Source organism: Nonomuraea sp. B19D2, assembly GCF_040137845.1.
GTDB lineage: Bacteria > Actinomycetota > Actinomycetes > Streptosporangiales > Streptosporangiaceae > Nonomuraea.
This window is the reverse complement of the sequence record NZ_JBEFAK010000014.1, coordinates 207049-229581: the sequence shown is the minus strand read 5'-3', so window position 1 is coordinate 229581 and position 22533 is coordinate 207049. Positions and strand designations below refer to the sequence as shown.

The window sequence follows — 22533 nt, the reverse complement described above, 5'->3', positions numbered from 1 at the left end:
GGGTTTTCACTCCGTTGTCTCATGATCTTTCCCTGCTCGGCTGGACCGACCTGCGCGCCGCCGAGCTGCCCGCTGACACCGTCCCCGCCCGCGTGGCCCGCGTCGACCGCGGCGCCGCCGAGGTGATCGCGGCGGACGGCCAGCATCACGTCAAGTACGGCGCCCGCGTCCGCAGGGCGTCGGCCGCCGATCCCGTCGCGCTGCCCTGCGTCGGCGACTGGGTCGCGCTCCGATGGCTGCCCGAGGGGCGGTACGAGCTCGACGAGGTGCTGCCGCGGACGACCGCGTTCATCCGGGGCGGCGTGAGCCGCGACTCGGTGGGCGGCCTGTCGGGCGACGGCCAGGGCCAGGTGCTCGCCGCGAACGTCGACGTCGTCTTCGTGGCCGAGCCGTCCATGCACTCCACGGACTTCGCCGACCTCGGCCGCATCGAACGCCTCGTCGCGCTGGCCTGGGAGTCCGGCGGCACGCCCGTCGTGCTCATCACCAAGTCCGACCTGTTCGAAGACGGCCTCGACCAGCTCCTCGCCGACGTCCGGACGGCCGCGCCCGGCGTCGACGTGCACGCGGTCTCGTCCCTGCATGGGGACGGGGTGCTGCTGGTCGCCGACTACCTCGACGGCTCCCGTACGGCCGTCATCCTCGGCCCGTCCGGCGCCGGCAAGTCCACCCTGGTCAACGCGCTCGCCGGCGACCGCGTCATGGAGACCCAGCAGGTACGCGCCGCCGACGGGCGCGGCCGGCACACCACCGTGCACCGGGAGCTCATCCCGCTGGCCGGCGGCGGGCTGGTCATCGACACGCCCGGGATCCGGCGCATCGGCCTCTACGACATGGCCGAAGGGGTTGACCGGGTCTTCTCCGACATCGACGCACTGGCGGCGCAGTGTCGCTTCGGCGACTGCGGGCATTCCAGCGAGCCCGGGTGCGCGGTGCTGGCCGCCCTGGAGAGCGGGGAACTGCCGGAGCGGCGGCTGGAGAGCTGGCGCAAGCTGCAGCGGGAGGCGGCCTGGATGGCCTCACGCACCGATGCGCGGCTGCGCAAGGAGCAGGAGAACCGGTGGAAGCTCATCACCAAGGAGATGCGCCGCACAGGCCGCCCCCGCCCCTGACGCCTCACGCGTGAGGACGCCGTGCGCCCGATGGCGGCCAGGCTGACCGGATCCGTGGCCGTCACCGGGACGGCCACGGATCCGGGCTCACGGACCGGCCAGGGACCGGCGCAGGGGAAGAGGCGAGTAGCGCGTGTGAGCGGGTAGGCACAGGTCATGGAGCTCTTTCGAGACCGGGCCGAGGCAGGGGGGTTGCTCGCCGAGCGGCTGAAGGACGCGCACGACCCCGTCGTGCTCGCCCTGCCCCGCGGCGGCGTGGCGGTGGCCGAGCCCATCGCGCGCAGGCTCGACGTGCCCCTCGAGGTCCTCGTGACCAGGAAGATCGGCTATCCGCCCACCCCGGAGCTGGGCGTGGGGGCGATAGCCGAGGGCGGTGAGCCGGTGTTCGACCACACGTTGCTGCGCCGCCTGGGCATGACGCCCGAGTCCGTCGCCGACGTGGTCGAGAGGGAGCGGGCCGAGCTGGCCCGCAGGGTACGCGCCTACCGTGGCGACCGCCCGCTGCCCCCGCTCGAAGGACGGGAGGTGATCGTGGTCGATGACGGTCTGGCCACCGGCGGCACCGCACGGGCCGCGCTCAGGGCGGTCCGCGCGGCCAAGCCGGCCAAGGTGACGCTGGCCGTGCCGGTGGGCGCCGGCGAGACGGTCACCTCACTGCGGCAGGAGGCCGACGAGGTGGTCGTGCTGCGCACGCCGGTCGACTTCCGGGCGGTCGGCCAGTGGTACGAGCGCTTCGACCAGCTCAGCGACGCCGACGTACTGGAGCTGTTGAGCAAGGCGGGGCGCTGAGGGGGACGGCGTCAGCCGGCGAGTACGGCCCAGACCAGCTTGCGGGCGCCGCCAGGAGACAGCCAGCCCCAGGCGGTGCAGAGGGCGTCCACCAGCCGCAGCCCCCGCCCGAACTCCGAGAACACGTCGGGCGCCGCGGCCACCGGCACCGTACAGCTGTGGTCGGTCACCACGCACGCCAGCTCGGCCTCATGCGACAGGAGCCGCAGCTGCGCCGCCCCGCCGCCGTGCCGCATCGCGTTCGTCACCAGCTCCGACACCACGAGCTGAGCGTCATAGGCCAGCCCCAGCACGTCCCAGGCGGCCAATGTCTGGTCGACGAACCGCCGGGCCGTCGCCACGCACGCCGGCTCCAGCGCGACGCGCTGATGGAAGGGGAACACCGCGTCGCACTCCCAAGCGCGTCCCTCCACCAGGATGGACGAGAGCCATCCTGGTGGCCGGGAACCGATGGCGGCTTGCGGCCGAGCGTCGAAAGTCGTCATTCTGGCCCCCGAAGCGCGGTCTGGTGATCCAATGCCCATCTTTACGGGGAGTGCTTACCGATGCAAGACTTTTCGTCGTTTACGGATGCCGATCGCATCTGCACGTGCAGATGATCTAGGAGCGGTGCAGTGAGCGCAGAGCGCGCGGAGGGGAAACTTCTCAGCCATGCGCCGGGAAGCCCGACGGTGCTGCGGATCCTGCTCGGAACCCAGCTGCGCAGGCTCCGCACGGAGAAGGGTATCTCGCGCGAGGACGCCGGATACTCGATTCGCGCATCTCACGCGAAGATCAGCCGGCTGGAGCTCGGCCAGGTCAGCTTCAAGCAGCGGGACGTGGCCGACCTGCTGACCCTGTACGGCGTCACCGACCCCGCCGAGCGCGAGCCGCTGCTCGCCCTGGCCAAGCAGGCCAACGCCCCGGGCTGGTGGCACAAGTACAGCGACGTGCTGCCGTCCTGGTTCGAGGTCTACATCGGCCTCGAGGGCGCGGCCTCCGGCATGCGGACGTACGAGAACCAGTTCGTGCCCGGCCTCCTCCAGACCCCCGCCTATGCCAGGGCCGTGATCGAGCTGGCCCACGAGAAGGCCCCGAGGGCGGAGCTCGACCGGCGCGTGGCGGTGCGCACCACGAGGCAGAAGCGGCTGGAGAACGGGCTCATGGTCTGGGCCGTGATCGACGAGGCCGTCGTGCGCCGCACACTCGGCAGCCCCGAGATCATGCGCGAGCAGATCGCCCATCTCCTCCACCTCACGGCGGAGCGCAACGTCACCATCCAGATCATGCCGTTCGACCGCGGCGGCCACGCCGCGGCGGGCGGCCCGTTCAGCATCCTGCGCTTCCCCGAGCCCGAGCTGCCCGACGTCGTCTACATGGAGCAGCTCACCAGCGCCCTCTACCTGGACAAACCCGCCGACTCCGACCACTACATGGAGGTCATGGACCGGCTCAGCCTCCAGGCCGAGGAGCCGAAGGAGACCAGGCGCTTCCTGGAACACCTGCTTTCCCGATGAGCTGCCGACATCCTTGCGAGCCACCCAATACAGGGTTTTTTGGTCGTCCGCTATATGGAGATCCACGCGTTACCGTATTGTCTCCTCGCAAACGCGGATGCACGTGCATCCGTAAGATCGCGAGGAGCTGCCCCCCATGCATGAGTTCCGGAACGGAACGCCCGCCGGCCGCCTTCCTGTCGTCTGGCGCAAGAGCAAGCGGAGCAACCCCAACGGCAACTGCGTCGAAGTCGCGAACTTGCCCACGGGGGAGATAGCCATGCGTAACTCACGTTTTCCCGAAGGTCCCGCGCTGGTCTATACGCAGGCGGAGATCACCGCGTTCGTCCTCGGAGCCAAGGACGGCGAGTTCGACGACCTCATTGCCTGAGGCGCGCGCGGCCGTGACCCCTACGGCCGCGGCGCGCTGTACCAGCGCCATTCGGTGAGGCGCGGGCGGCCGGGAAGCTCGGCGCGCCCGGTGGCCCACAGCAGGGTCGTCCACGGATCCGTGTCGCGCGGGGCGTCGGGGAACAGCCGGGCCAGCACCCGCGCGCACATGCCCGCCGGTGGAGCCCAGGCGAGACCGAGGCCCTCTGCCAGGTCGTGGGTGTGCACGAGCGTCTCCACGATGCCCATCGCGGCCGAGCCCTCGCGGTCGGCCGCGCCGAAGCCGTGGTGCGCGCGGATCTGCGGCGGCGCGGTGCGTACCATCGCGACCAGCAGCGCGCCGCACGCCTCCAGCACCTGCAGCAGCCCGGCCGGCCCGGCCTCGCGGTCGGCGTGGATGGTGTTCGCGGGGCCCTCCGGCCTGCGGGCCTCCAGGACGAACGGGACGTAGGTGTCCACCGGCGGCGTCCTGATCCCGAGCTGGGCGGCGTAGGCGAACAGGTCGTCCGCCAGGTGCTCGACCGTCTCCCAGCACGTCCACTCCAGCGATCCGGCCTTGCCGTCCCAGGCGCTCTCGGGCGCCTCCCGCAGGGTGGCGACGGCCAGCCGTACGGCCTCGTCGAGGTCTTCGGCGGTCACGGGCGACGGCGCGGCTTCTGGCATGCCCGGCACTCTACCGGCGCGCGCACGCCATGAAAGGCCATGAAACACTGGACAGTCCCACACTCTGGACCCCGTCTTGGACATACGGGACGGCCCGAGTATCTTCTTAGGTATGCCAGCGGACCCCATGCTCGTCGGTCGACGCCACGTCGACCTCCAGCGTGTCCGCAGTGCCATCTGTTGCGACGCCCGCATGTAACCCCCTCCTTTTTTTCTACCGCTGAGCGCGTCGCACTTCTCCTCTCCACCCCTGCCCTCGACGACGAGGCAGGAGGAACTCTGCGCGCGCCCATGAACCGAAGGACGCGCAATGAGCACCCCTGCCAGCCGCACACCTGCCAGCAGGCACCACAAGCGCCCGCGCGGCGAAGGCCAGTGGGCTCTCGGTTACCGTGAGCCGCTCAACAAGAACGAAGAGAACAAGAAGAACGACGACGGCCTCAACGTCCGCCAGCGCATCATCGACATCTACTCCAAGCGGGGCTTCGACTCGATCGACCCGGCCGACCTGCGTGGCCGCATGCGCTGGTACGGCCTCTACACCCAGCGCAAGCCCGGGATCGACGGCGGCAAGACCGCCATCCTGGAGCCGGAGGAGCTCGACGACCGCTACTTCATGCTGCGTGTGCGCATCGACGGCGGCCAGCTCGACCTCGCCCAGCTGCGCACGATCGCGGACATCTCCAACGAGTACGGCCGCGGCACCGCCGACCTGACCGACCGCCAGAACATCCAGCTGCACTGGATCGAGATCGAGTCGGTGCCGGACATCTGGGAGCGCCTGGAGGCCGTGGGCCTGTCCACCACTGAGGCGTGTGGCGACACCCCGCGCGTGATCCTGGGCTGTCCGCTGGCCGGGATCGACGCCGACGAGGTGCTCGACGCGACCGAACAGATCAGCGAGGTGCAGGAGCGGGTCGTGGGCAACCCGGCGTACTCCAACCTGCCCCGTAAGTTCAAGTCGGCGGTGAGCGGCTGCCCGGCCCACTGCACGGTGCACGAGATCAACGACGTGGCGTTCGTCGGCGTGCTGAACGAGCAGGGCGAGGCCGGCTACGACCTGTGGGTCGGCGGCGGTCTGTCGACCAACCCGATGCTGGGCAAGCGCCTCGGCGTGTTCGTCCGGCCGGACCAGGTGGCCGACGTCTACGAGGGCGTCGTCGGGATCTTCCGTGACTACGGCTACCGGCGGCTGCGCCACCGGGCCCGCATCAAGTTCCTCGTCAACGACTGGGGAACGGAGAAGTTCCGGGAGATCCTGGAGACCGAGTACCTCAAGGAGCAGCTGCCCGACGGGCCCGCCCCCGAGCAGCCGCGCGGCAGCCGCCGCGACCACGTCGGCGTCTTCCCGCAGAAGGACGGCAACTTCTACGTCGGCTTCGCGCCCAAGGTGGGCCGGCTCGACGGGGACAAGCTGCACCTGATCGCCGACATCGCCGAGCGGCACGGCTCCGGCCGGGTCCGCACGACGGTCGAGCAGAAGATGGTCATCCTCGACGTCGCGCCCGACCAGGTCGACTCGATCGTGGCCGAACTGGAGGCCAGCGACCTTCAGGTCAAGCCGTCCACGTTCCGCCGCCAGACGATGGCCTGCACCGGCATCGAGTACTGCAAGCTGGCCATCGTCGAGACCAAGGCCACGGCCGCCGACCTGATCGACGAGCTGGAGCGCCGGTTGCCGTCGTTCGCCGAGCCGCTGACGATCAACGTCAACGGCTGCCCCAACTCCTGCGCCCGCATCCAGGTCGCCGACATCGGCCTGAAGGGCCAGCTCGTGGTGGACGAGAACGGCGACCAGGTCGAGGGCTTCCAGATCCACCTGGGCGGCTCCCTGGGCGTCAACGCCGGCTTCGGGCGCAAGGTCCGCGGCCTCAAGACCACCGCCAAGGCGCTGCCCGACTACGTGGAGCGCGTCGTCAAGCACTACGACGCCCAGAAGAAGGAAGGCGAGTCGTTCGCCGACTGGGTGCAGCGGGCCGACGAGGCGGACCTGAAATGAGCGAGCGAGCGGTCCCGTTCCACTGCCCCTACTGCGGCGACGAGGACCTCGAACCCTACGAGGGGGACGGCGGCTGGTACTGCCGCGCCTGCGCCCGCGCCTTCAAGCTCAAGTTTCTCGGGATCGGAGTGAAGATATGACGCTCGTGGACATCGAGGTCGGTTTGAAACAGCAGCGCGGCACGCTCGACCTGCAGGACATCGTCGAGTCCGCCGCGACGTTCCTCGAGGGCGCCCCCGCCCGCGAGATCATCCGCTGGGCGGCGGCGACGTTCGGCGACCGGCTGTGCCTGACCTCCTCGATGAGCGACGCCCTGCTGATCGACCTGGTGAGCAGGGTCAAGCCCGGCGTGGACGTGCTGTTCATCGACACCGGTTACCACTTCGCCGAGACGATCGGCACGCGTGACGCGGTGCGCCAGGTCTATGACGTCAACGTGATCGACATCAAGCCGTCGCGGACGGTCGAGGAGCAGGATCGCGACCTCGGCCCGCGCCTGTTCGGCCGCAACCCCGACCTGTGCTGCTACCTGCGCAAGGTGGAGCCGCTCAACCGGGCGCTGGAGCCGTACCTGGCGTGGATCTCCGGCATCCGCCGCGACGAGTCGCCCAGCCGCGTGGACTCCAAGGTCGTCGAGTGGGACGCCAAGCGGCAGATGGTCAAGGTCAACCCGATCGCGGCCTGGACCCAGGAGGACGTCGACAACTACATCGCCGACAACGGGGTGCTGATCAACCCGTTGCACTACGACAACTACCCCTCGATCGGCTGCGCACCGTGCACGCGGCAGGTCGCGGAGGGCGAGGATCCGCGCAGCGGACGCTGGGCGGGCCTGGGGAAGGTCGAATGCGGCATTCACCTGTGATCCCCAGCAGGGGACCTGTCCCGTTGGCAGGCGGGACGGCCCCCGGCCGCGTGCCACTGGTGGCGGTGGCGCACGGGTCGCGAGATCCGCGTGCCGCCGCCACCGTGGCCGCGCTGCTCGACCAGGTGCCTCTGGACGTGCGCGTGGCGTACCTCGATCATTGCGCCCCCACGCTCTCGCAGGCCCTGAGCGGCCTGCGGGAGGCGGTCGTGCTGCCGCTGCTGCTCACGGAGGCCTACCACAGCCGGGTGGACCTGCCGGCGGCACTGAACGAGGTCCGGGCCCGCGAGCCGCGGCTGCGCGTGCACTACGGCGCCACGCTGGGGCCCCACCCGCTGCTGCTGTCGGCGCTGGAGCGGCGGCTGGCCGAGGCCGGCGTGCCCGCGGGGGATCCGGACACGGCGGTGGTGCTCGTGTCGGCGGGTTCGAGCGACGCCAGGGCCAACGCGGTGATCGCGGACATGGCGCGCGCGTGGCGGCGTTCCGGCTGGTGGACGGTGTCGGCCGCCTATGCCTCGGCCGCCGGCCCCACCCCCGCCGAGGCGGTCGCCGCGCTCAGGCGGGCGGGCGCCCCGAAGGTGGCCGTCGCGCCGTACCTGCTGGCGCCCGGCTTCTTCGCGGACAAGGTACGGCGGAGCACGCTGGAAGCGGGCGCCACGATGGTGTCGGACGTCCTGGGCCCGGCTCCGGAGCTCGTGGACGTGCTCCTGGAACGTTACGAGGCGGCCCAGCAGTCGACGCGGCGGCAGCAGGTGCCGCTGGCCGGCTGAGCCTCCTCAGTAGCCCCTTCTCGGGTCGCGACGCTCCTCGCGGAGCTGGTCGCGCATCTGCCTGCCGAGTTCGCGGCCCTCTTGCCGCATCTGCCTGCCGAGGGCCCGCCAGTCCTCGCCGTGCAGTCGCTGCCAGTGTTCGCGCCAGGCCGTGAAACCGCGGCGCAGCGGCTTCGCCTGCGAGTCGCCGATCACCTTGACGTCGCCCATCACCGCGTACGCGTGCACGCGCACCACGGGGACGTTCATGCCGGGGGCCGCCTCCAGGACGTCCACCTTCTTGTTGCCCATGATGGCCATGCCGTCGAGGTCCACGTTCACGCCGTCGGGCACGATGATCTTCACGTCGCCCATCACGGAGACGGCGGTGATGTCCACCGTGTCGGTGCGCACCTCGGCCTCGCGCAGGTCGAGCAGCACGTCGCCCATCACGGCCACCGCGCCCAGCTCCTGGTCGATCCGCCAGGTGCCGCGCCGCTTGGTGTCGCCCATGACCCCCACGAACCAGCGCCGCTTCCTGCCTTCGCGGTGCACGGGGGCGGGCGCGGGCATGGCTCCGGACGGCAGGTCCTGGGTGAGCAGGGCCAGCTCCGCGTGCGTGGTCGCGGTATAGGCGGCCTCCGTGCGGTCGGTCAGCTCGGCGAGCGTGAGCCTGCCCTCCACCGAGGCGACACGGAGCTGCTCGACGACGGCCTCGCGCTCGGCGTCCGATGCACGGAGCTCCCCGGGATCAGTCATAGTCGCAACATATCGCGTTTGCCCGGGATTGCAGCTCCTCCCCCGGGAGGAAAACCTGTCATCCCTTGGAGGTGTTTGAACCCGGACGGGGCTTTGGCGCGTACCAAGCGATGACACGGGGCCCTGACATGGTCCGGGGCGCGGCCGGACCAGGTTAGGGTCCCTGTCATGCATGAGGAACAGCTCTACCGTGCGGCGTTGAACGGCGAGTCGGATACCGTGGCCAAGCTGCTGGCCGGCGGCGCCGACCCCAACAGTGAGAGTGAAGAGGGGCTGCCGCTGTGCGCGGCCGCCGCGCGGGACCGCGTCGAGGTGGCCGACACGCTGCTGACGGCCGGGGCCGACGTGAACGGCCGGGAGTCCGGCGGCTGGACGGCGCTGCTCTGGGCCGCCACCAACGGCCACGCCGCCGCCGCCAGGGCGCTGATCGAGGCGGGGGCCGAGCTCGACGCGGCCAACGACGACGGCGACACCCCGCTCACGCTGGCCGCCAGGCGCGGCGCGCTGGGCGTGGTCCAGGTGCTGCTGGAGGCCGGCGCCGATCCGGCCAAGTACGACGGCGACGGCGACACCCCGCTCGACATCGCCACCTCCTGGGTGGGCGTGCACCTGGAGAGCGCGCTGCTCGACCAGATCCAGCAGGAGGGCTGGGAGTACGTCGTGGCCCGCCAGTACGCCAAGGACGGCACCGAGCTCGTCACCGTGGCCGGGCGCTCGGCCGACGGCTCCGAGACCGAGCAGGTGCAGGCCCAGCGCGGCCACGCCGCCGTCGCGACCCTGCTGGAGGACGCCGAGGGCACGAACACGCCGGTGGAGCAGCTGGTGGCGCGGGCGGTGGCGCACCGCGACGTCGACGAGGACGCCGAGACCTGGTGGGTCGTGGCCGACACGCTGGGCAAGCGGGCGGACGAGGAGACGTACGAGGCGCTGGCCCGGCTGTGCGCGAGCGAGGACGCCAGGGAGCGGGAGTTCGGGGTGGACGCGATCGCCCAGTTCGGGTTCGCGGAGGGGGAGAAGCCGTACCTCGAGCGGACTCTGCCGCTGCTGCAGAAGATGGTCACCACGGAGGGCAATCCGCAGGTGCTCCGGTCGGTGCTGGCCGCGCTCGGCCACCAGGGCGACCCCAGGGCGCTGCCGTACGTGCTGGACATCATCGGGCGGCCCGGGCACAAGCGCACGATGACAGACGCGATCGCGCTGGCCGACGTGCTGCCGCCGGACCACGAGGAGGGCCTGGCGCTGCTGATCGGGATGACGGAGGACGAGGACGCGGAGCTCCGCGACTGGGCCACCGCCGGGCTCGCCGGGCTGTCGGCCGACACCCTCGGGATCCGGGAGGCCCTGGCCGCCCGCCTCACCGACTCCGACCTCCGCACGGTGGCCGAGGCCACCCGCGGGCTGCTTGCCCGCGGGGATGAGCGGGCGTCACAAGGGGTGGAGCGGGTGCTGGCGGAGAGCGACGACGAGTACGCCAGGGACCTGGTCACCCAATCGCCCACCGACTGATCACCTCACCTGCGGCCACCCGATCGCGCCGCCCGACGGCCACTCCCCCGACGGCCCCCGGCTCACGCCGACCCGCCACTCGGTCGCCAGGACGCCCTCCCTTGGGCGCTCCGCAGGCCGAGAGGCGGGCTCGCCACACCGCAGGGCCGTGGCGGCGCACCGCAGGGCTCCGCCGGGCGGGGCGGCGGGTGGGCTCAGTCGCCGTTGAGCACGCGCGTCACCCATTCCAGGGTCCCCGTGCGCAGGGCCTCCTCGGCGAGGCGCTTGCCGGTCGGGGTCGTGATCGCGGCCAGCGAGCTGTCGATCCACCCCTGGACGTTCTGGTGTCCCTGCTCCCGGTATTCGACCGCCTGGATGAGGCATTCCAGCTTGTCGGCGTCCCGGGCGCAGACGGCTTCGAGGCTGGCCTTCTCCTCGTACTCCCCCACCGCGTCGGCCACCATGTCCGCCACCTCGGCGGCCACGCCCCGCACCTGGTCGGCGGTGACGTCCTCGTTGGAGGCCGCTTTGAGATAGCGCTTGCCGATGTACGGGATGTCGGTGATGCGGGTCTCCTGCGTGTCGTGGAAGAGGCTCATGAACGCGGCCCGCTCCGGATTGCCGCCCTCGAGCCTGGCGATCACGCCGGCGATGACGGCCGCGCGGAACGAGTGGTCGGCGATGCTCTCCGGATCGCGCACGCCCGCGACCAGCCACCCGGTGCGCTTGTACCGCTTGAGCAGCCCGAACTCGTACAACAACCCCGCCAGCCCCGTCACCTCGTCCGCCACGGTGACCCCCTCTCCTCGATGTGCCGAGCCTAGACGAAGCCCGGGCGAAATTCGTGGCCCAGCCCGCGGCACCGGCCGGCGACAAATGCCGTGACCAAATAAATGGTCACGGCATTTGCCGGCTACCGCCGTCGAAAGTGCTCAAGAGTTCCCGCCCGGCGGCGGCGCGGGACCGACTTAGCGTGCGGGACGTAACCGGCGTCCGCCCGGCCGGCGGGGTAGGCTTCGCTGTCCTGGTCCATGTGGTGGTGCCGGCAGTTTCCGACTTTCAGGATTCACGCGCATTCGTTTCTGTCCATCGGTAGATCGGCCAGAAATCCGGGGCCCGCTGTCCCGGCAGGCGCTCGGACACAATCAGGCCTACCCATGCGCTTATTCTCGCTTACCTCCTTGAACCCAAACAACGCGTCAAGTCCTGCCGGCGTCCTTCCGGCATTTCCGGTCAAATTACACGAACGCTCAATCGTCGAGCGCCGCGTACGCAGCCGTCCAGAAGTCCTGGAACACGCTCGGCGGCCGCGGCGAATCGAGGGCCCGCTGGGTGAGCAGGATGCCCACCATGTCCTCGGCAGGATCGACGGACATCGTGGTGCCCAGGCCGCCGCTCCAGCCGAACCGCCCCGGCTTGGCGGCCAGGTCCTCCCGGCAGCCGTTGATCCCGAACCCGAACCCCCAGCCGCCGCCCCAGCCGAAGAAGATCTCGTTGCCCGCCTTCTGCTCCGGCGTGAGGTGGTCGGTGGTCATGAGCTCGACCGACGCCCGCGACAGGAGCCGGCCGCCGTCGTACCGGCCCTTGGCGAGCAGCATGCGGCAGAAGGCCAGGTAGTCGTCGGCGGTCGAGAGCAGGCTCGGCCCGCCACCGCCGGACGGGAAGGCCGGTGGACGGTCCCAGGCCCCGTCCCGAGGGCTCTCCCGGCGCACCAGCTTCCCCGTCGCGGGGTCGGCGGCGTACGACTCCGCCATCCGGCCGAGCTTCGCCGCCGGCAGATGGAAGCCGGTGTCCCGCATCCCGAGCGGCTCGAAGACCCGCTCGCGCAGGAACTCGTCGAACGGCCGCCCCGCGGCACGCGCGATCAGCACGCCGAGCACGTCCGCCGAGGTGTGGTACATCCACGCGGCTCCCGGCTGGTGGACGAGCGGCAGCGTGCCGAGCCGCTTGATCCACTCATCGGTACCGAACGACGGCCCGTCCGGCCCGACCCCGAGCCCGGCCTCCTCGATCGCCTGCTGGATCGGGTAGCTGCCGGGAGCCGCCATGATCGCCCCCAGACCGAGGCGGAAGGTCAGCAGGTCGCGCGTGGTGATCGAGCGCTCGGCGGGCACGGTGTCGTCGATCGGCCCGTCGATCCGCCGCAGCACGCGCCGCCCGGCCAGCTCGGGGACCAGGTCGTCCACCGGGTCGTCCAGCCGCAGCCGGCACTCCTCGACGAGGATCATCGCGGCCACGGCGGTGATCGCCTTCCCCATCGACGCGATGCGGAAGACGGTGTCCCGCCGCATGGCAGCCTCCCCGCCGACCTCCGTCGTGCCGTGCTGGCTCACGTACGTCTCCCCGCGCCGATGCACGAGCGCCACCAGCCCCGGGACGTCACCGCGCGCGACGGCGCCGTCGAGCACCTCCCGCATCCGCCCGAGTCCGGCCTGGGACAGCCCACCGCTCATCGTGACTCCCTTGTGTCGATCCGGCTCGTGTTCTCACCAGGACAGACCTGCGGGCGCCCCGGAACTCATCGGTGTCAGGGGCCGGAAAGTGCCGGTGCGGTGGTGAGGACGTCCCTGGCCAGCGCGAGGTCGCCGGCCAGCTCGGCGGGGAACCCGGCCGGGTCTCCCCTGCCGCCCAGCAGGAAGCAGAACTTGACCACGTCCGCCGTTATGTGCGCGTCCGGCGTGCCGGGCCCGGCGTCCTCCACCCCCAGCGGGATCTGCCACTCTCCCCCGCCCTCGCCGGTCAGGGTGAGGTGGAGGGTGCGGCCGGAGCCGTCGAGGCCCGACAGGAGCATCGTCCAGGGCAGCAGGCGGGCGCACAGGTCGGCGGTCGGGCGGATGTGGTCGGCGACCGGGTCGGGCAGGCGGATCCGGGCGGTCTGGGCGGCGTCGGCGGTGTGGATCCAGGTCTCCAGGCACCTGGCCAGGATGTGGTCCCGCACCGGCACCTCCATGCCGTCCAGCGTCGCGGAGGTCGTGGGCGGCAGATCCGTCAGGTGGCGGCAGAGGGCGTCCGCCTGGGCTCGCCAGTCCCTTCTCGTCTGCTCGGGGCTGCGGGTGCGCTCGTAGGCCTGCACGTCGTTCGTACGTCCAAGCGAGTCCGCCGCGCCGATGGGCGGGCCCAGCACGGGAGCCCCAACGGAGGCGGCCAGCAGGCCGTCCTTGGCGGCCAGGTGGGCGACGAGCTCCTGGAGGGTCCAGCCCTCGACGATCACGCGCGACCAGTCGTCGTCCTCGGCCGAGGCGAGCAGCGCGTCCATGGCGGCCACCCGGCCCGCGTACGGCTCCGCCCAGGGCGCGGTGGGGGCCGCGGGCCTGCGCCGGGCCCGTGCCCCGGCCAGGAGCTGGGGCCGCAGCGAGCGGGCCGGCACCCCGGGGTCCTCCATCATCGCGTCCAGGTAGAGGCGCTCGACGGGGTCCATTACACCTCTTCCTCCGCAAGCGCGTCCGCCAGGCGTCTCAGCGCCAGCCGGATGCGCGATTTGGCCGTGCCCTCGGGCACGCCCAGCTCCTCTCCCACCTGCCGGTAGGTCCTGCCGCCGAAGTAGGCCAGCTCCACCGCCTCCCGAAGACCGTCGGGCAGCGACGTCACCGCCTGCCGCACCCGCGCGGCCTCGTCGGCGGCGAGCACGGTGTCCTCAAGTCTCGCAGGTTCGCGCTCGAACAGCCGCGGCCCCAGCGCCGACACCCGCCGGCGCTCCTCGGCGCGCACGTGGTCGACCGCGCGCCGGTGCGCGATCGTGGCCAGCCACGCGCGTAAGGTGCCGCGCTCGGGGTCGTAGGCCAGCGGCCGCTCCCAGAAGATCAGAAAGACCTCCTGAGTGATGTCCTCGGCGATCACCCGGTCCCTGGTGACCCGCAGAGCGAGACCGAAGATCAGCGGGGAGAGCCGATCGTAGACCTCACCCAGCGCGGACTCGTCGCCGCCGACCACCCGCTGGTGCAGCAGGCGGTCGTCGTACGGTGCCTCCACTGGCACCACACTCCCGTGTAATCCGGACCAAGGCGGGCGGGTGCGCCGCGACCCGAGCATGTCATTATTCGCCGGAAAAGTAGAGCCGGATGACCGGCGAACCGCGCTCTGCCTGCTCGCGATAAGGTCGGAGGACCACCACGGAGGGAGCAAACGTCATGGCCACCACCCGCACCGCCACCACGCAGTGGAAGGGCGCTCTGCTCGACGGCTCGGGCACCGTCTCGCTCGACACCTCGGGCGTGGGCACGTTCGAGGTCTCCTGGCCGTCCAGGGCCGAGGCGGCGGGCGGCAAGACGTCCCCCGAGGAGCTCATCGCGGCCGCCCACTCGTCCTGCTTCTCCATGGCGCTCTCGCACGGGCTGGCCGGCGCCGGCACTCCGCCGGAGTCGCTGCAGACCAGCGCCGACGTGACGTTCCAGCCTGGTCAGGGCATCACGGGCATCGTGCTCACGGTGAAGGGCCACGTGCCGGGCATCTCGGCCGAGCAGTTCCAGGAGGCGGCCGAGACGGCCAAGGCCAACTGCCCGGTCAGCAAGGCCCTGACGGGCACCACGATCACGCTCAAGGCCGAGCTGCTCTGACGGTTCCACGCTTGCCGACACGCCCGGGGGCGCCCCTTTGCCACGCGTTGGGGTGCCCAGTGCCCAGAGCCGGAAAGCCCCTACACGAAGGGCGATCGGGTTATTGAGAGACCAAGAGCGCGTTCGCATGCGACAATACGGTCACATGCGTGAGGTCTGGCCGGGCGAGCCCTATCCCCTCGGCGCTACCTGGGATGGCGTGGGCACCAGCTTTTCGGTGTTCTCGGAGGTCGCCGAGCGGGTCGAGCTGTGCCTGTTTCACGACGACGGCACCGAGGAGCGGATCGATCTGCCCGAGGTCGATGGGTTTGTCTGGCATGGCTACCTGCCGGGCATCCAGCCGGGGCAGCGGTACGGCTACCGCGTGCACGGCCCGTACGACCCGTCCCACGGTCATCGGAGCAATCCCGCCAAACTGCTCCTCGACCCCTACGCCAAGGCCATCGACGGCGAGCTGACCTGGAACCAGGCGCTGTTCCCCTATTACTTCACCGACCCCTCCAGGCGCAACACCGAGGACAGCGGCCCCTACATGCCAAAGAACGTGGTCATCAACCCGTTCTTCGAGTGGGGCAACGACCGGCCGCCGCGCACCCCGTACCACCAGACCGTGATCTACGAGGCCCACGTGCGCGGGCTCACCATGCGCCACCCCGACGTGCCGCCCGACCTGCGCGGCACGTACGCGGCCATGGGGCATCCGGCGATCATCGAACACCTGTTGTCGCTCGGGGTGACGGCGGTCGAGCTGATGCCGGTGCACCACTACATTCCCGAGCACTTCCTGGTGGCCCGCGGCCTGACGAACTACTGGGGCTACAACACCATGGCCTACCTGGCGCCCCACGGCGGCTACTCCAGCGCGGGGACGCGGGGGCAGCAGGTGCTGGAGTTCAAGGCGATGGTGCGCGCGCTGCACGAGGCGGGCATCGAGGTCATCCTCGACGTGGTCTACAACCACACCGCCGAGGGCGACCACATGGGGCCCACGCTGGGGTTCAGGGGGATCGACAACGCCGCCTACTACCGGCTGCACGACAGTGATCGGCGCTACTACCTCGACTACACCGGATGCGGCAACTCTCTCAACGTACGCTCGCCGCACGCGCTGCAGCTGATCATGGACTCGCTGCGTTACTGGGTGCTCGACATGCACGTCGACGGGTTCCGCTTCGATCTGGCGTCGGCGCTGGCCAGGGAGTTGCACGATGTCGACCGGCTGAGCGCGTTCTTCGACCTGATCCAGCAGGACCCGGTGATCTCGCAGGTCAAGCTGATCGCCGAGCCGTGGGACGTGGGTCCCGGCGGCTACCAGGTCGGGAATTTCCCGCCATTGTGGACGGAGTGGAACGGGAAATACCGGGACATCGTGCGAGATTTCTGGAGGGGTACGCATTCCGCCCTCCCCGAGTTCGCCTCCCGCCTGACCGGCTCCGCCGACCTGTACGAGTCCTCCGGCCGCCGCCCGGTCGCCTCGATCAACTTCGTGACCTGCCACGACGGGTTCACCCTCGCCGACCTGGTCTCGTACGACCACAAGCACAACGAGGCCAACGGCGAGGACAACCGCGACGGCACCAACGACAACCGCTCCTGGAACTGCGGCGCGGAGGGCCCCGTCGAGGACCCCGGCATCGTCCGGCTCCGCCGCCGCCAGCGGCGCAACTTCCTGGCCACCCTGTTCCTGTCGCAGGGCGTGCCCATGCTCTCCCACGGTGACGAGCTCGGGCGCACCCAGCGCGGCAACAACAACGCCTACTGCCAGGACAACGAGCTGGCCTGGGTCGACTGGTCGATGGTGCACACGGAGCCGGAGCTGCTGGAGTTCGTCAGGGCGCTGTCGAAGCTGCGCCGCGAGCACCCGGTCTTCCAGCGCCGCCGCTTCTTCCACGGCCGCCATCCCGATAACGGCAAGCGCGACCTGGTCTGGCTCACTCCGGGCGGCAAGGAGATGACGGCGGGCGACTGGCACATCGGCTACGCCAAGTCGCTCATGGTCTACCTGAACGGCGAGGCCATCACCGAGCCGGGGCCGAGGGGCGAGCGGATCGTGGACGACTCGTTCCTGCTGCTCATCAACGCCCACCACGAGAACATGCCGTTCACGCTTCCCAGCGAGGAGTTCGGCACGGGGTGGGTGCCCGTGCTCGACACCAGCCACGACACGATGGAGGAGGCGTTCCTGGACGAGGGCTGGCAGGCGGCCGACCTCGTGGCCGTCACGGCCCGCTCGCTGCAGGTCCTCCGCCAGCCCCGCCGCGCCCGGTAGCCGTTCAGAACACGCGAGCCGCGCTGGCGGCGAGCAGCACCAGCGCGAACGTCGCCACCCCCGCCAGCCCGTGCAACGTCACCGCCAGCACCGGGAACCCGCGCCCGGCCACCTGGTGCCGACCGGCCCCGAGCCACCGCGTGAACATCGCGAACCCCAGCAGCGTCGCCGCGGCCAGCCCCCCGAACGCCACCCACGTCAGCACCCGGCTCCCCGTGGCCAGCCCGGCCACCCAGCACACCAGCGCCGACATGGCCAGCGTCGGATGGGAGAACACCAGCGCGGCCGGGAACCGGGTCACCTTGGCCCGGCGCAGACCGCCTCCGGACAGCCAGAAGCAGAGCAGGTACACCCCGGCGAAAGCGGCGATCGTCCACGCGGCAGCGGTGACCAGACCCACTGGGCCTCCCTCCCCATCCCTGCCGTCACGGTAAGCACATGAACGCCCGTACGTCCTCGGAATACGCAAAAGCGCTATATGTCCTGAAACAGCGGTCACCTCGGGGAGGGTGGGTGGTGCTCGGCCCCCCAGTCCCACAGGGCCTGCAGCACGGGCCCGAGAGCGTGCCCCTGCCGGGTCAGCCGGTACTGGGTGCGGGGCGGCCAGCCGGGCTGACGGTGCCGGGTGAGGACGCCGGCCTGCGTCAGGTGCGCCAGCCGGTCCGACAGGACCTTGTCCGACAGCACGGGCAACGCGTCCCGGAGTTCGGTGAACGTACGGTCGCCCCGCAGGAGCTCGCGCACCACCAAGGTCGTCCAGCGGCCCCGGAGCACGGCAAGAGTGATCTCCACCGGGCAGCCGGGGTCGGGTGCGGTGACGGCCGCCAACGGGTCGTCAGGCAGGCCCGGCCGCGGCATCAGCTTTGAATCTGCCGGTCGGAGCCGGTGGTGACGATCCGCAGGGCGCACAGCGTGAGATAGTGCCTGTCGTGCGAGCCGAGGCCGAGGTAGGTCTCCAGCGGCGCCTGCTCGAGCAGGTCGAGGACGGCGGAGATGTGGCGGGCGTGGGCGGCCTGCCGGACCAGTGCGGCGTTCGCGCCCGAGCGTTGACCGCGGGGCGTCCGGAGGAACCTCTCGTGGGCCTCGGCGAGAGCGGCGATCTCCTGCGGGGTCGGCGGCTCGGGCGCCGGAGGCGCCGCGTCCCCTCGCCCGGCCTTTCTCAGGATCCTCTCGATCTGCGGGGCGACCTGGGCTCGGAGGCGGTCGGGGCAGAGCTCGACGAAGCGCCGCGCCCGGTCCGCCTCGTTCCGCCACGCGTGCAGGATCGCGACTTCGCGTGACAGCCCGGGGGCGTGTACGCCCTCCGGGTCGCTCGCCCTGACCCGCTCGACGGCCTCGCCGGCGAGCCGGAGCAGGTCCTCGAAGGTCGCGGTGTCCGGCGGCGGCCACGCGGGCGGCTCGGCCGGGCGCGGGCTGCTGCCCCGGAAGGATTCGACCAGCTCGTCGAGGGGAGGGGTGGCTCCTTCCGCGGCCGCGGGAGCATCCGGAAAGATCTCCAGGCCGCCCCAGCGCACCGGCCAGGCGAACCGGCGCTCCACCGACCAGGCGAGCAGCGCGTCCAGGTCACCTTCCCGGCCGGGTGGGGCGATCACCAGGCCGGGCTCGAACGCGACTCCCCAGGTGCGCGCGTCCAGCGCGAAAGCGGGATGGGGCTCGAAGTCCAGGCCGAGGTCCTCCCCGTCCTCGTCCAGCGGATTCGGTCCGGGCGGCTCCCGCAGGAACTGGAACGCGCCGACCACCTCACCGGCCTCCGCCCCGACGAACCGCAGCCCCGGGATCGTCCCTTCGCCCTCGTCGAGCGAGGCGACGATGACGAGCACGTCATCCGCGCCCCACAGCACCCCGTCCGCGCCCTCCGGCACCTCGACCACCCGCAGTCGCTCGGGGCGTTCACCCAGCTCCCAGACCTCGACCCGGCCCTCGTCGGTCAGGCAGGCGGCGCGGCCGCCGTCCGGCGACCACGCCCACGCGGTGAGGTCGGGCGTGTCGTACCCGGTCGGGCTGAGCGCCAGGTCCAGGTCGTAGTCGTGCTCGCCGGTCGCCCTGACGATGCTCACGCCCGGGCGCGCGCCCTCGTCGTTGTCCGCGGGCGCCACGACCGCCAGCCGTCCGCCATGGCCCCAGCACAGCAGCGCGGCACCCGGGCGGGCGGCGCGCGCCGCCACCGGCTCCCCGGTCACCGCATCGCTGATCATCAGCTGACCGTCCCGCTGGTGGGCCAGGTGCCGTTCGTCCGGGCTCCAAGCCGGCGGCGGGCCGTCGAGCTCGTGGGTGTCCCGCAGCCAGACGACCCTGCGCGCGGCGACGTCGATGGAGCACGCCCACCCGGTCGACTCGTATCCGTAGACCCGCTCACCGTCCTTCGACCACGCGGACCAATCGAGGCAGAGCGGCTCTCCGTCGAGCACCGCGAGCATCTCGTCGGACAACGACTCGACCGGCACCAGAGCCTCGACGTCCTCGACGTCCTCGTCGTCGTCCAGCGAGACGAGCCGGCCTCGGTGTTCGTCCCGGTACCAGCCGCCCCACATCAGCACGCGCCCGCCGTCGGGCGCGAAGGCGAAGCGCGGTCGCGAATCACTCACGTTCACGTCGGCGATCGGCTCGCCCCAGGAGTCCTCCTGGTCGCCGAACGCTTCCCAGACCCCCACCTGCGACTTGCCGTGCACCACCGCGACCCGGGAGGCGTCGGCCGACCACTGGATCATGTGCCGGCCGCTCTCCCAGCCCACGCCGCCGGGAATCCCGTCGATGACGTTGACGCAGCGGCCGGTGGCGACCTCCCAGACCTGCAGCACACCGCCGTCGTCGAACTCCTCCCCGACCGCGCTCCCGACTGCCAGGTACCGGCCGCAGGGGCTGAGCACGTGCGTCAGCACCTCGGCCCGGTGCGTGTCGGCATGGCGGAGCAGAGCGCCGTACGCCTTGATCCTCGCGGTCGCGTAGCGGTGCGCCTCCGTGACACCATGCGCCCGCTCCAACGCGGCGAGCGCGGCGCGAAGCGGCGGCAGGTCGCGTTCGGGCGTGAACGCCGACCAGTCGGCAGCGCCCAGTGTCTCCAGTGCCTTGTCGGGATCCCCCGCCATCTCGGGGACCTTGCCAGCAATGATCATGCCGCCAGACATTAACCGACATGGGCGACAGTCGCGGATGGATCGCGGAACGGCCGTGCCGGGTCACCCGAGGGCGCCGGGCGTTCGCCAGGCCCGTCAACGCCACGGCGATCGTGCCTCTGCGACTGAGCACGCCAGTGGCTTCGTGTTCGTCCGGCCCTTGTCGATGGAGAGGGCCGCAGGCTCCAGCGCATCACCCGGACCGCGAAGGATCCGGTCCAGTCGTGCGTGATGTCATCCGCGCCGTCAACGAGTGGGGCATCACCGGCCAGTCCAACCTGGCAGCCCACCACCACCTCTGTCCTCGCCTCAGCGAGGCACGAAGCCACGGTAGACGACGCGCCGCCGCCGGAGCACTGGCCACTGCCGGTCCCTGATGCCGCTCAGCACACCGGCGGCCACCGCACCGGTGAGGAGACCACCCACGATGACACTCATGACGACCATGAAAGCGATGTCCATGACAATTCCCGGATAAGTAGTTGAAGTCTAAACTTATCGGCGTAACAGCGCCCTGCCGCGGCCTATTCCGAGGCCTCTACGTGGTCAGCTGCCCGCCCTCGCCAGCAGCCGCGCTGAAGTTTTCGACATGGCCCCCATATCGCCCCAGGTAGCGGCCACACCCTGTCCGCTTCCCCTGCCACTGTGGTCACCGGCAAGGGGGCGGACGAGCCAATCACCGTCGGTGGCGGGGGAGCAAGCTCCCGCCGCCGCGACGCACCGGTCCTGCGGTCGACACGGACCATCGGACGACGACGGCGACGCGTAAGACCGCCCAGATGACAGGAATCGAAAGACAAGGACCGCATCATGACCGTCAATGTTGTGACCCACCTGAACTTCCGGGGTGACGCCCGCGCGGCGCTCACGTTCTACCAGTCCGTCTTCGGCGGGGATGTGGCCGTGGTCACGTACAAGGACGCGGGGAACGTCCAGGAGACGTCCGAGGCCGACCAGGTGATGTGGGGCCAGGTGGCCGCCGACAGCGGCTTTCGCGTGATGGCCTACGACGTGCCCGCGCGCCTGCCCTGGAATCAGGGCGAGAACGCGTTCTTCGTCTCACTCCGGGGCGAAGCGACCGAGGAGATCACCGCGTACTGGGAGAAGCTCTCCGACGGCGCGACCGTCCTGCAGCCGCTGGGGCCCGCGCAGTGGGCGCCCCTCTACGGGATGCTGAAGGACCGGTTCGGCGTCACGTGGGTCGTGGACGTCGTCAGCGAGTACAACGCGTCCTGACCCCCGGAACCCCAGGGCCGGGGGGCCAGTCGCACAGATCGTCGGCGGAGGCCTCGCCGGGGTGCGCCGGGCCATCAACCCCTGTCGCCACGGCACATCCGCCGACGACGCCACCGCCATCCGGCTCGCCATGAACCTGCACATCGTGCGCATCGACGACGAAGTCGGCTGGCCGAGCCGGCCCTCGTTTGCCGCCACAAGGTGCAGCCTGCGCAAGAATGCGAAGGCTTCGGAATAGTGGCCGTGCACACGTCGAAGCTTCGGACGATCTCCGCAATGCAGCAGTCAGCTATTCCTCGTCGTGGCTGTATGCGACCTAGTGTGACAAACGGATCTACATGAGACCGCCACGTCGCCTGTCACTCCGGCGTATGTGCTTGTCGTTGGGTGCGAGGTGACCACGACAGTCTGCTACGGAAAGGATGCGTGCCATGGCGACCAGCAACGGCTTCACCTACAACCGGCTCTCGGTCGATGACGCGGCCGCCCTTTTCGTGGACCATCAGTCGGGCCTGATCTCGCTGGTTCAGGACTTTCCGCCGGGCGAGTTCAAGAACAACGTCCTCGCGTTCGCCGACATCGCGAAGTTCTTCAATCTCCCCTCGGTGCTGACCACCAGCTTTGAGGACGGCCCGAACGGCCCCATGGCCCCGGAAATCCGCGAGACGCTGCCCGACGCCCCGTACATTCCTCGGCCCGGACAGATCAACGCCTGGGACAACGAGGACTTCGTCCGGGCGGTCGAGCAGACCGGACGCCGGCAGCTCATCATCGCCGGCGTGGTCACCGACGTTTGCGTGGCCTTCCCCGCGCTCTCCGCCATACAGGCCGGCTACCAGGTCTTCGCGGTCACCGACGCGTCCGGCACCTTCAACGAGGCGGTCCGCAACTCAGCTCTGGCCCGCATGGCGAGCGCCGGCGTCCAGTTGATGAACTGGTTCTGCGTCGCATGCGAGCTGCAGCGCGACTGGCGCAACAATATCGAGGGCCTGGGCAACCTGCTGTCCGCCCATATCCCGGGCTACCGCAACCTCATGACGAGCTACTTCGCCGTACAAGGGGCAAAGCGGTAGCCG

Annotated in this window: 26 protein-coding genes; 15 read left to right on the top strand and 11 right to left on the bottom strand. The window is 70.6% G+C overall.

Annotation, left to right across the window (positions count from 1 at the left end):
• Positions 1 to 14: 14 nt before the first annotated feature.
• Complete coding sequence (gene rsgA / locus ABN273_RS26220) at positions 15 to 1112, top strand: ribosome small subunit-dependent GTPase A (RefSeq protein WP_349451653.1); 1098 nt, start codon at positions 15 to 17, stop codon at positions 1110 to 1112.
• Between the two features lie 156 nt (positions 1113 to 1268).
• Positions 1269 to 1901, top strand: a complete 633-nt coding sequence (locus ABN273_RS26215) for a phosphoribosyltransferase (protein WP_349451652.1) — start codon at positions 1269 to 1271, stop codon at positions 1899 to 1901.
• Between the two features lie 11 nt (positions 1902 to 1912).
• On the opposite strand, the gene ABN273_RS26210 is transcribed toward ABN273_RS26215, so the two are convergent.
• Positions 1913 to 2314 carry an ATP-binding protein gene (locus ABN273_RS26210; protein ID WP_349451651.1) on the bottom strand — a complete coding sequence of 134 codons (402 nt, stop codon included), beginning with the start codon at positions 2312 to 2314 and terminating at the stop codon, positions 1913 to 1915.
• Between the two features lie 201 nt (positions 2315 to 2515).
• On the opposite strand from ABN273_RS26210, the gene ABN273_RS26205 reads away from it, so the two are divergent.
• Complete coding sequence (locus ABN273_RS26205; protein WP_349451650.1) at positions 2516 to 3397, top strand: Sco1979 family transcriptional regulator; 882 nt, start codon at positions 2516 to 2518, stop codon at positions 3395 to 3397.
• A gap of 136 nt (positions 3398 to 3533) precedes the next feature.
• Entirely contained in the window at positions 3534 to 3767 is a 234-nt protein-coding gene (locus tag ABN273_RS26200; RefSeq protein WP_349451649.1) for a DUF397 domain-containing protein, read from the top strand.
• A gap of 20 nt (positions 3768 to 3787) precedes the next feature.
• Here the strand turns inward: ABN273_RS26200 and ABN273_RS26195 are convergent, their stop codons facing one another.
• Positions 3788 to 4429, bottom strand: a complete 642-nt coding sequence (locus tag ABN273_RS26195) for a maleylpyruvate isomerase N-terminal domain-containing protein (RefSeq protein ID WP_349451648.1) — start codon at positions 4427 to 4429, stop codon at positions 3788 to 3790.
• A 112-nt stretch (positions 4430 to 4541) separates the two neighbouring features.
• Here ABN273_RS26195 and ABN273_RS59630 point away from each other — a divergent pair, with 112 nt between their 5' ends.
• From ABN273_RS59630 to ABN273_RS26175, 5 genes are all read left to right on the top strand, one after another.
• Positions 4542 to 4628, top strand: coding sequence for a putative leader peptide (locus ABN273_RS59630; protein WP_357600959.1), 87 nt, complete (start codon positions 4542 to 4544; stop codon positions 4626 to 4628).
• Between the two features lie 111 nt (positions 4629 to 4739).
• Positions 4740 to 6428: a nitrite/sulfite reductase gene (locus ABN273_RS26190; protein WP_349451647.1), complete on the top strand. Its 1689-nt coding sequence runs from the start codon at positions 4740 to 4742 to the stop codon at positions 6426 to 6428.
• Entirely contained in the window at positions 6425 to 6568 is a 144-nt protein-coding gene (locus ABN273_RS26185; RefSeq protein ID WP_185077756.1) for an Insertion element protein, read from the top strand. Before ABN273_RS26190 ends, ABN273_RS26185 begins: the two co-directional genes overlap by 4 nt.
• The gene (locus ABN273_RS26180; RefSeq protein WP_349451646.1) at positions 6565 to 7293 is read left to right on the top strand and encodes a phosphoadenylyl-sulfate reductase; all 729 of its coding nucleotides are present in this window, start codon (positions 6565 to 6567) and stop codon (positions 7291 to 7293) included. Before ABN273_RS26185 ends, ABN273_RS26180 begins: the two co-directional genes overlap by 4 nt.
• On the top strand, positions 7275 to 8063 hold the full coding sequence (locus ABN273_RS26175) for a sirohydrochlorin chelatase (RefSeq protein WP_502911134.1): 789 nt from the start codon (positions 7275 to 7277) through the stop codon (positions 8061 to 8063). The genes ABN273_RS26180 and ABN273_RS26175 overlap by 19 nt, the downstream gene beginning before the upstream one ends.
• A gap of 6 nt (positions 8064 to 8069) precedes the next feature.
• Here ABN273_RS26175 and ABN273_RS26170 read toward each other — a convergent pair whose 3' ends face one another.
• Entirely contained in the window at positions 8070 to 8801 is a 732-nt protein-coding gene (locus ABN273_RS26170) for a DUF1707 SHOCT-like domain-containing protein (protein ID WP_349451644.1), read from the bottom strand.
• A 168-nt stretch (positions 8802 to 8969) separates the two neighbouring features.
• Here ABN273_RS26170 and ABN273_RS26165 point away from each other — a divergent pair, with 168 nt between their 5' ends.
• Positions 8970 to 10307: an ankyrin repeat domain-containing protein gene (locus ABN273_RS26165; RefSeq protein ID WP_349451643.1), complete on the top strand. Its 1338-nt coding sequence runs from the start codon at positions 8970 to 8972 to the stop codon at positions 10305 to 10307.
• A gap of 194 nt (positions 10308 to 10501) precedes the next feature.
• Here the strand turns inward: ABN273_RS26165 and ABN273_RS26160 are convergent, their stop codons facing one another.
• The 4 genes from ABN273_RS26160 to ABN273_RS26145 all read right to left on the bottom strand — a co-directional run bounded on the left by ABN273_RS26160 (position 10502) and on the right by ABN273_RS26145 (position 14261).
• Positions 10502 to 11077, bottom strand: a complete 576-nt coding sequence (locus ABN273_RS26160; protein WP_349451642.1) for an HD domain-containing protein — start codon at positions 11075 to 11077, stop codon at positions 10502 to 10504.
• 459 nt (positions 11078 to 11536) lie between these two features.
• A complete protein-coding gene (locus ABN273_RS26155; RefSeq protein ID WP_349451641.1) occupies positions 11537 to 12739 on the bottom strand; it encodes a serine hydrolase domain-containing protein in 1203 nt (400 codons plus the stop codon).
• Positions 12740 to 12813: 74 nt separating this feature from the next.
• Entirely contained in the window at positions 12814 to 13704 is an 891-nt protein-coding gene (locus ABN273_RS26150) for a maleylpyruvate isomerase family mycothiol-dependent enzyme (RefSeq protein ID WP_349451640.1), read from the bottom strand.
• Positions 13704 to 14261 (bottom strand): sigma-70 family RNA polymerase sigma factor, encoded by a 558-nt coding sequence (locus ABN273_RS26145; RefSeq protein ID WP_349451639.1) that lies wholly within the window; start codon positions 14259 to 14261, stop codon positions 13704 to 13706. The genes ABN273_RS26150 and ABN273_RS26145 overlap by 1 nt, the downstream gene beginning before the upstream one ends.
• A 152-nt stretch (positions 14262 to 14413) precedes the next feature.
• On the opposite strand from ABN273_RS26145, the gene ABN273_RS26140 reads away from it, so the two are divergent.
• Together ABN273_RS26140 and glgX are read left to right on the top strand one after the other, a co-directional pair.
• Positions 14414 to 14839, top strand: coding sequence for an OsmC family protein (locus tag ABN273_RS26140; protein WP_349451638.1), 426 nt, complete (start codon positions 14414 to 14416; stop codon positions 14837 to 14839).
• 145 nt (positions 14840 to 14984) lie between these two features.
• Positions 14985 to 17108: a glycogen debranching protein GlgX gene (glgX, locus tag ABN273_RS26135; protein ID WP_349451637.1), complete on the top strand. Its 2124-nt coding sequence runs from the start codon at positions 14985 to 14987 to the stop codon at positions 17106 to 17108.
• Positions 17109 to 17112: 4 nt separating this feature from the next.
• On the opposite strand, the gene ABN273_RS26130 is transcribed toward glgX, so the two are convergent.
• The 4 genes from ABN273_RS26130 to ABN273_RS26115 form a co-directional block, all read right to left on the bottom strand.
• Positions 17113 to 17508, bottom strand: a complete 396-nt coding sequence (locus tag ABN273_RS26130) for a hypothetical protein (RefSeq protein WP_349451636.1) — start codon at positions 17506 to 17508, stop codon at positions 17113 to 17115.
• A 95-nt stretch (positions 17509 to 17603) separates the two neighbouring features.
• Complete coding sequence (locus ABN273_RS26125) at positions 17604 to 17966, bottom strand: winged helix-turn-helix transcriptional regulator (protein WP_349451635.1); 363 nt, start codon at positions 17964 to 17966, stop codon at positions 17604 to 17606.
• Complete coding sequence (locus tag ABN273_RS26120) at positions 17966 to 20221, bottom strand: WD40 repeat domain-containing protein (RefSeq protein WP_349451634.1); 2256 nt, start codon at positions 20219 to 20221, stop codon at positions 17966 to 17968. Before ABN273_RS26120 ends, ABN273_RS26125 begins: the two co-directional genes overlap by 1 nt.
• A gap of 309 nt (positions 20222 to 20530) precedes the next feature.
• The gene (locus ABN273_RS26115; protein WP_349451633.1) at positions 20531 to 20659 is read right to left on the bottom strand and encodes a hypothetical protein; all 129 of its coding nucleotides are present in this window, start codon (positions 20657 to 20659) and stop codon (positions 20531 to 20533) included.
• A 372-nt stretch (positions 20660 to 21031) separates the two neighbouring features.
• On the opposite strand from ABN273_RS26115, the gene ABN273_RS26110 reads away from it, so the two are divergent.
• The 3 genes from ABN273_RS26110 to ycaC all read left to right on the top strand — a co-directional run bounded on the left by ABN273_RS26110 (position 21032) and on the right by ycaC (position 22530).
• A complete protein-coding gene (locus ABN273_RS26110; protein ID WP_349451632.1) occupies positions 21032 to 21457 on the top strand; it encodes a VOC family protein in 426 nt (141 codons plus the stop codon).
• 61 nt (positions 21458 to 21518) lie between these two features.
• Complete coding sequence (locus ABN273_RS26105; protein WP_349451631.1) at positions 21519 to 21695, top strand: hypothetical protein; 177 nt, start codon at positions 21519 to 21521, stop codon at positions 21693 to 21695.
• A 193-nt stretch (positions 21696 to 21888) separates the two neighbouring features.
• On the top strand, positions 21889 to 22530 hold the full coding sequence (gene ycaC / locus ABN273_RS26100; RefSeq protein WP_349451630.1) for an isochorismate family cysteine hydrolase YcaC: 642 nt from the start codon (positions 21889 to 21891) through the stop codon (positions 22528 to 22530).
• Positions 22531 to 22533: the final 3 nt, after the last annotated feature.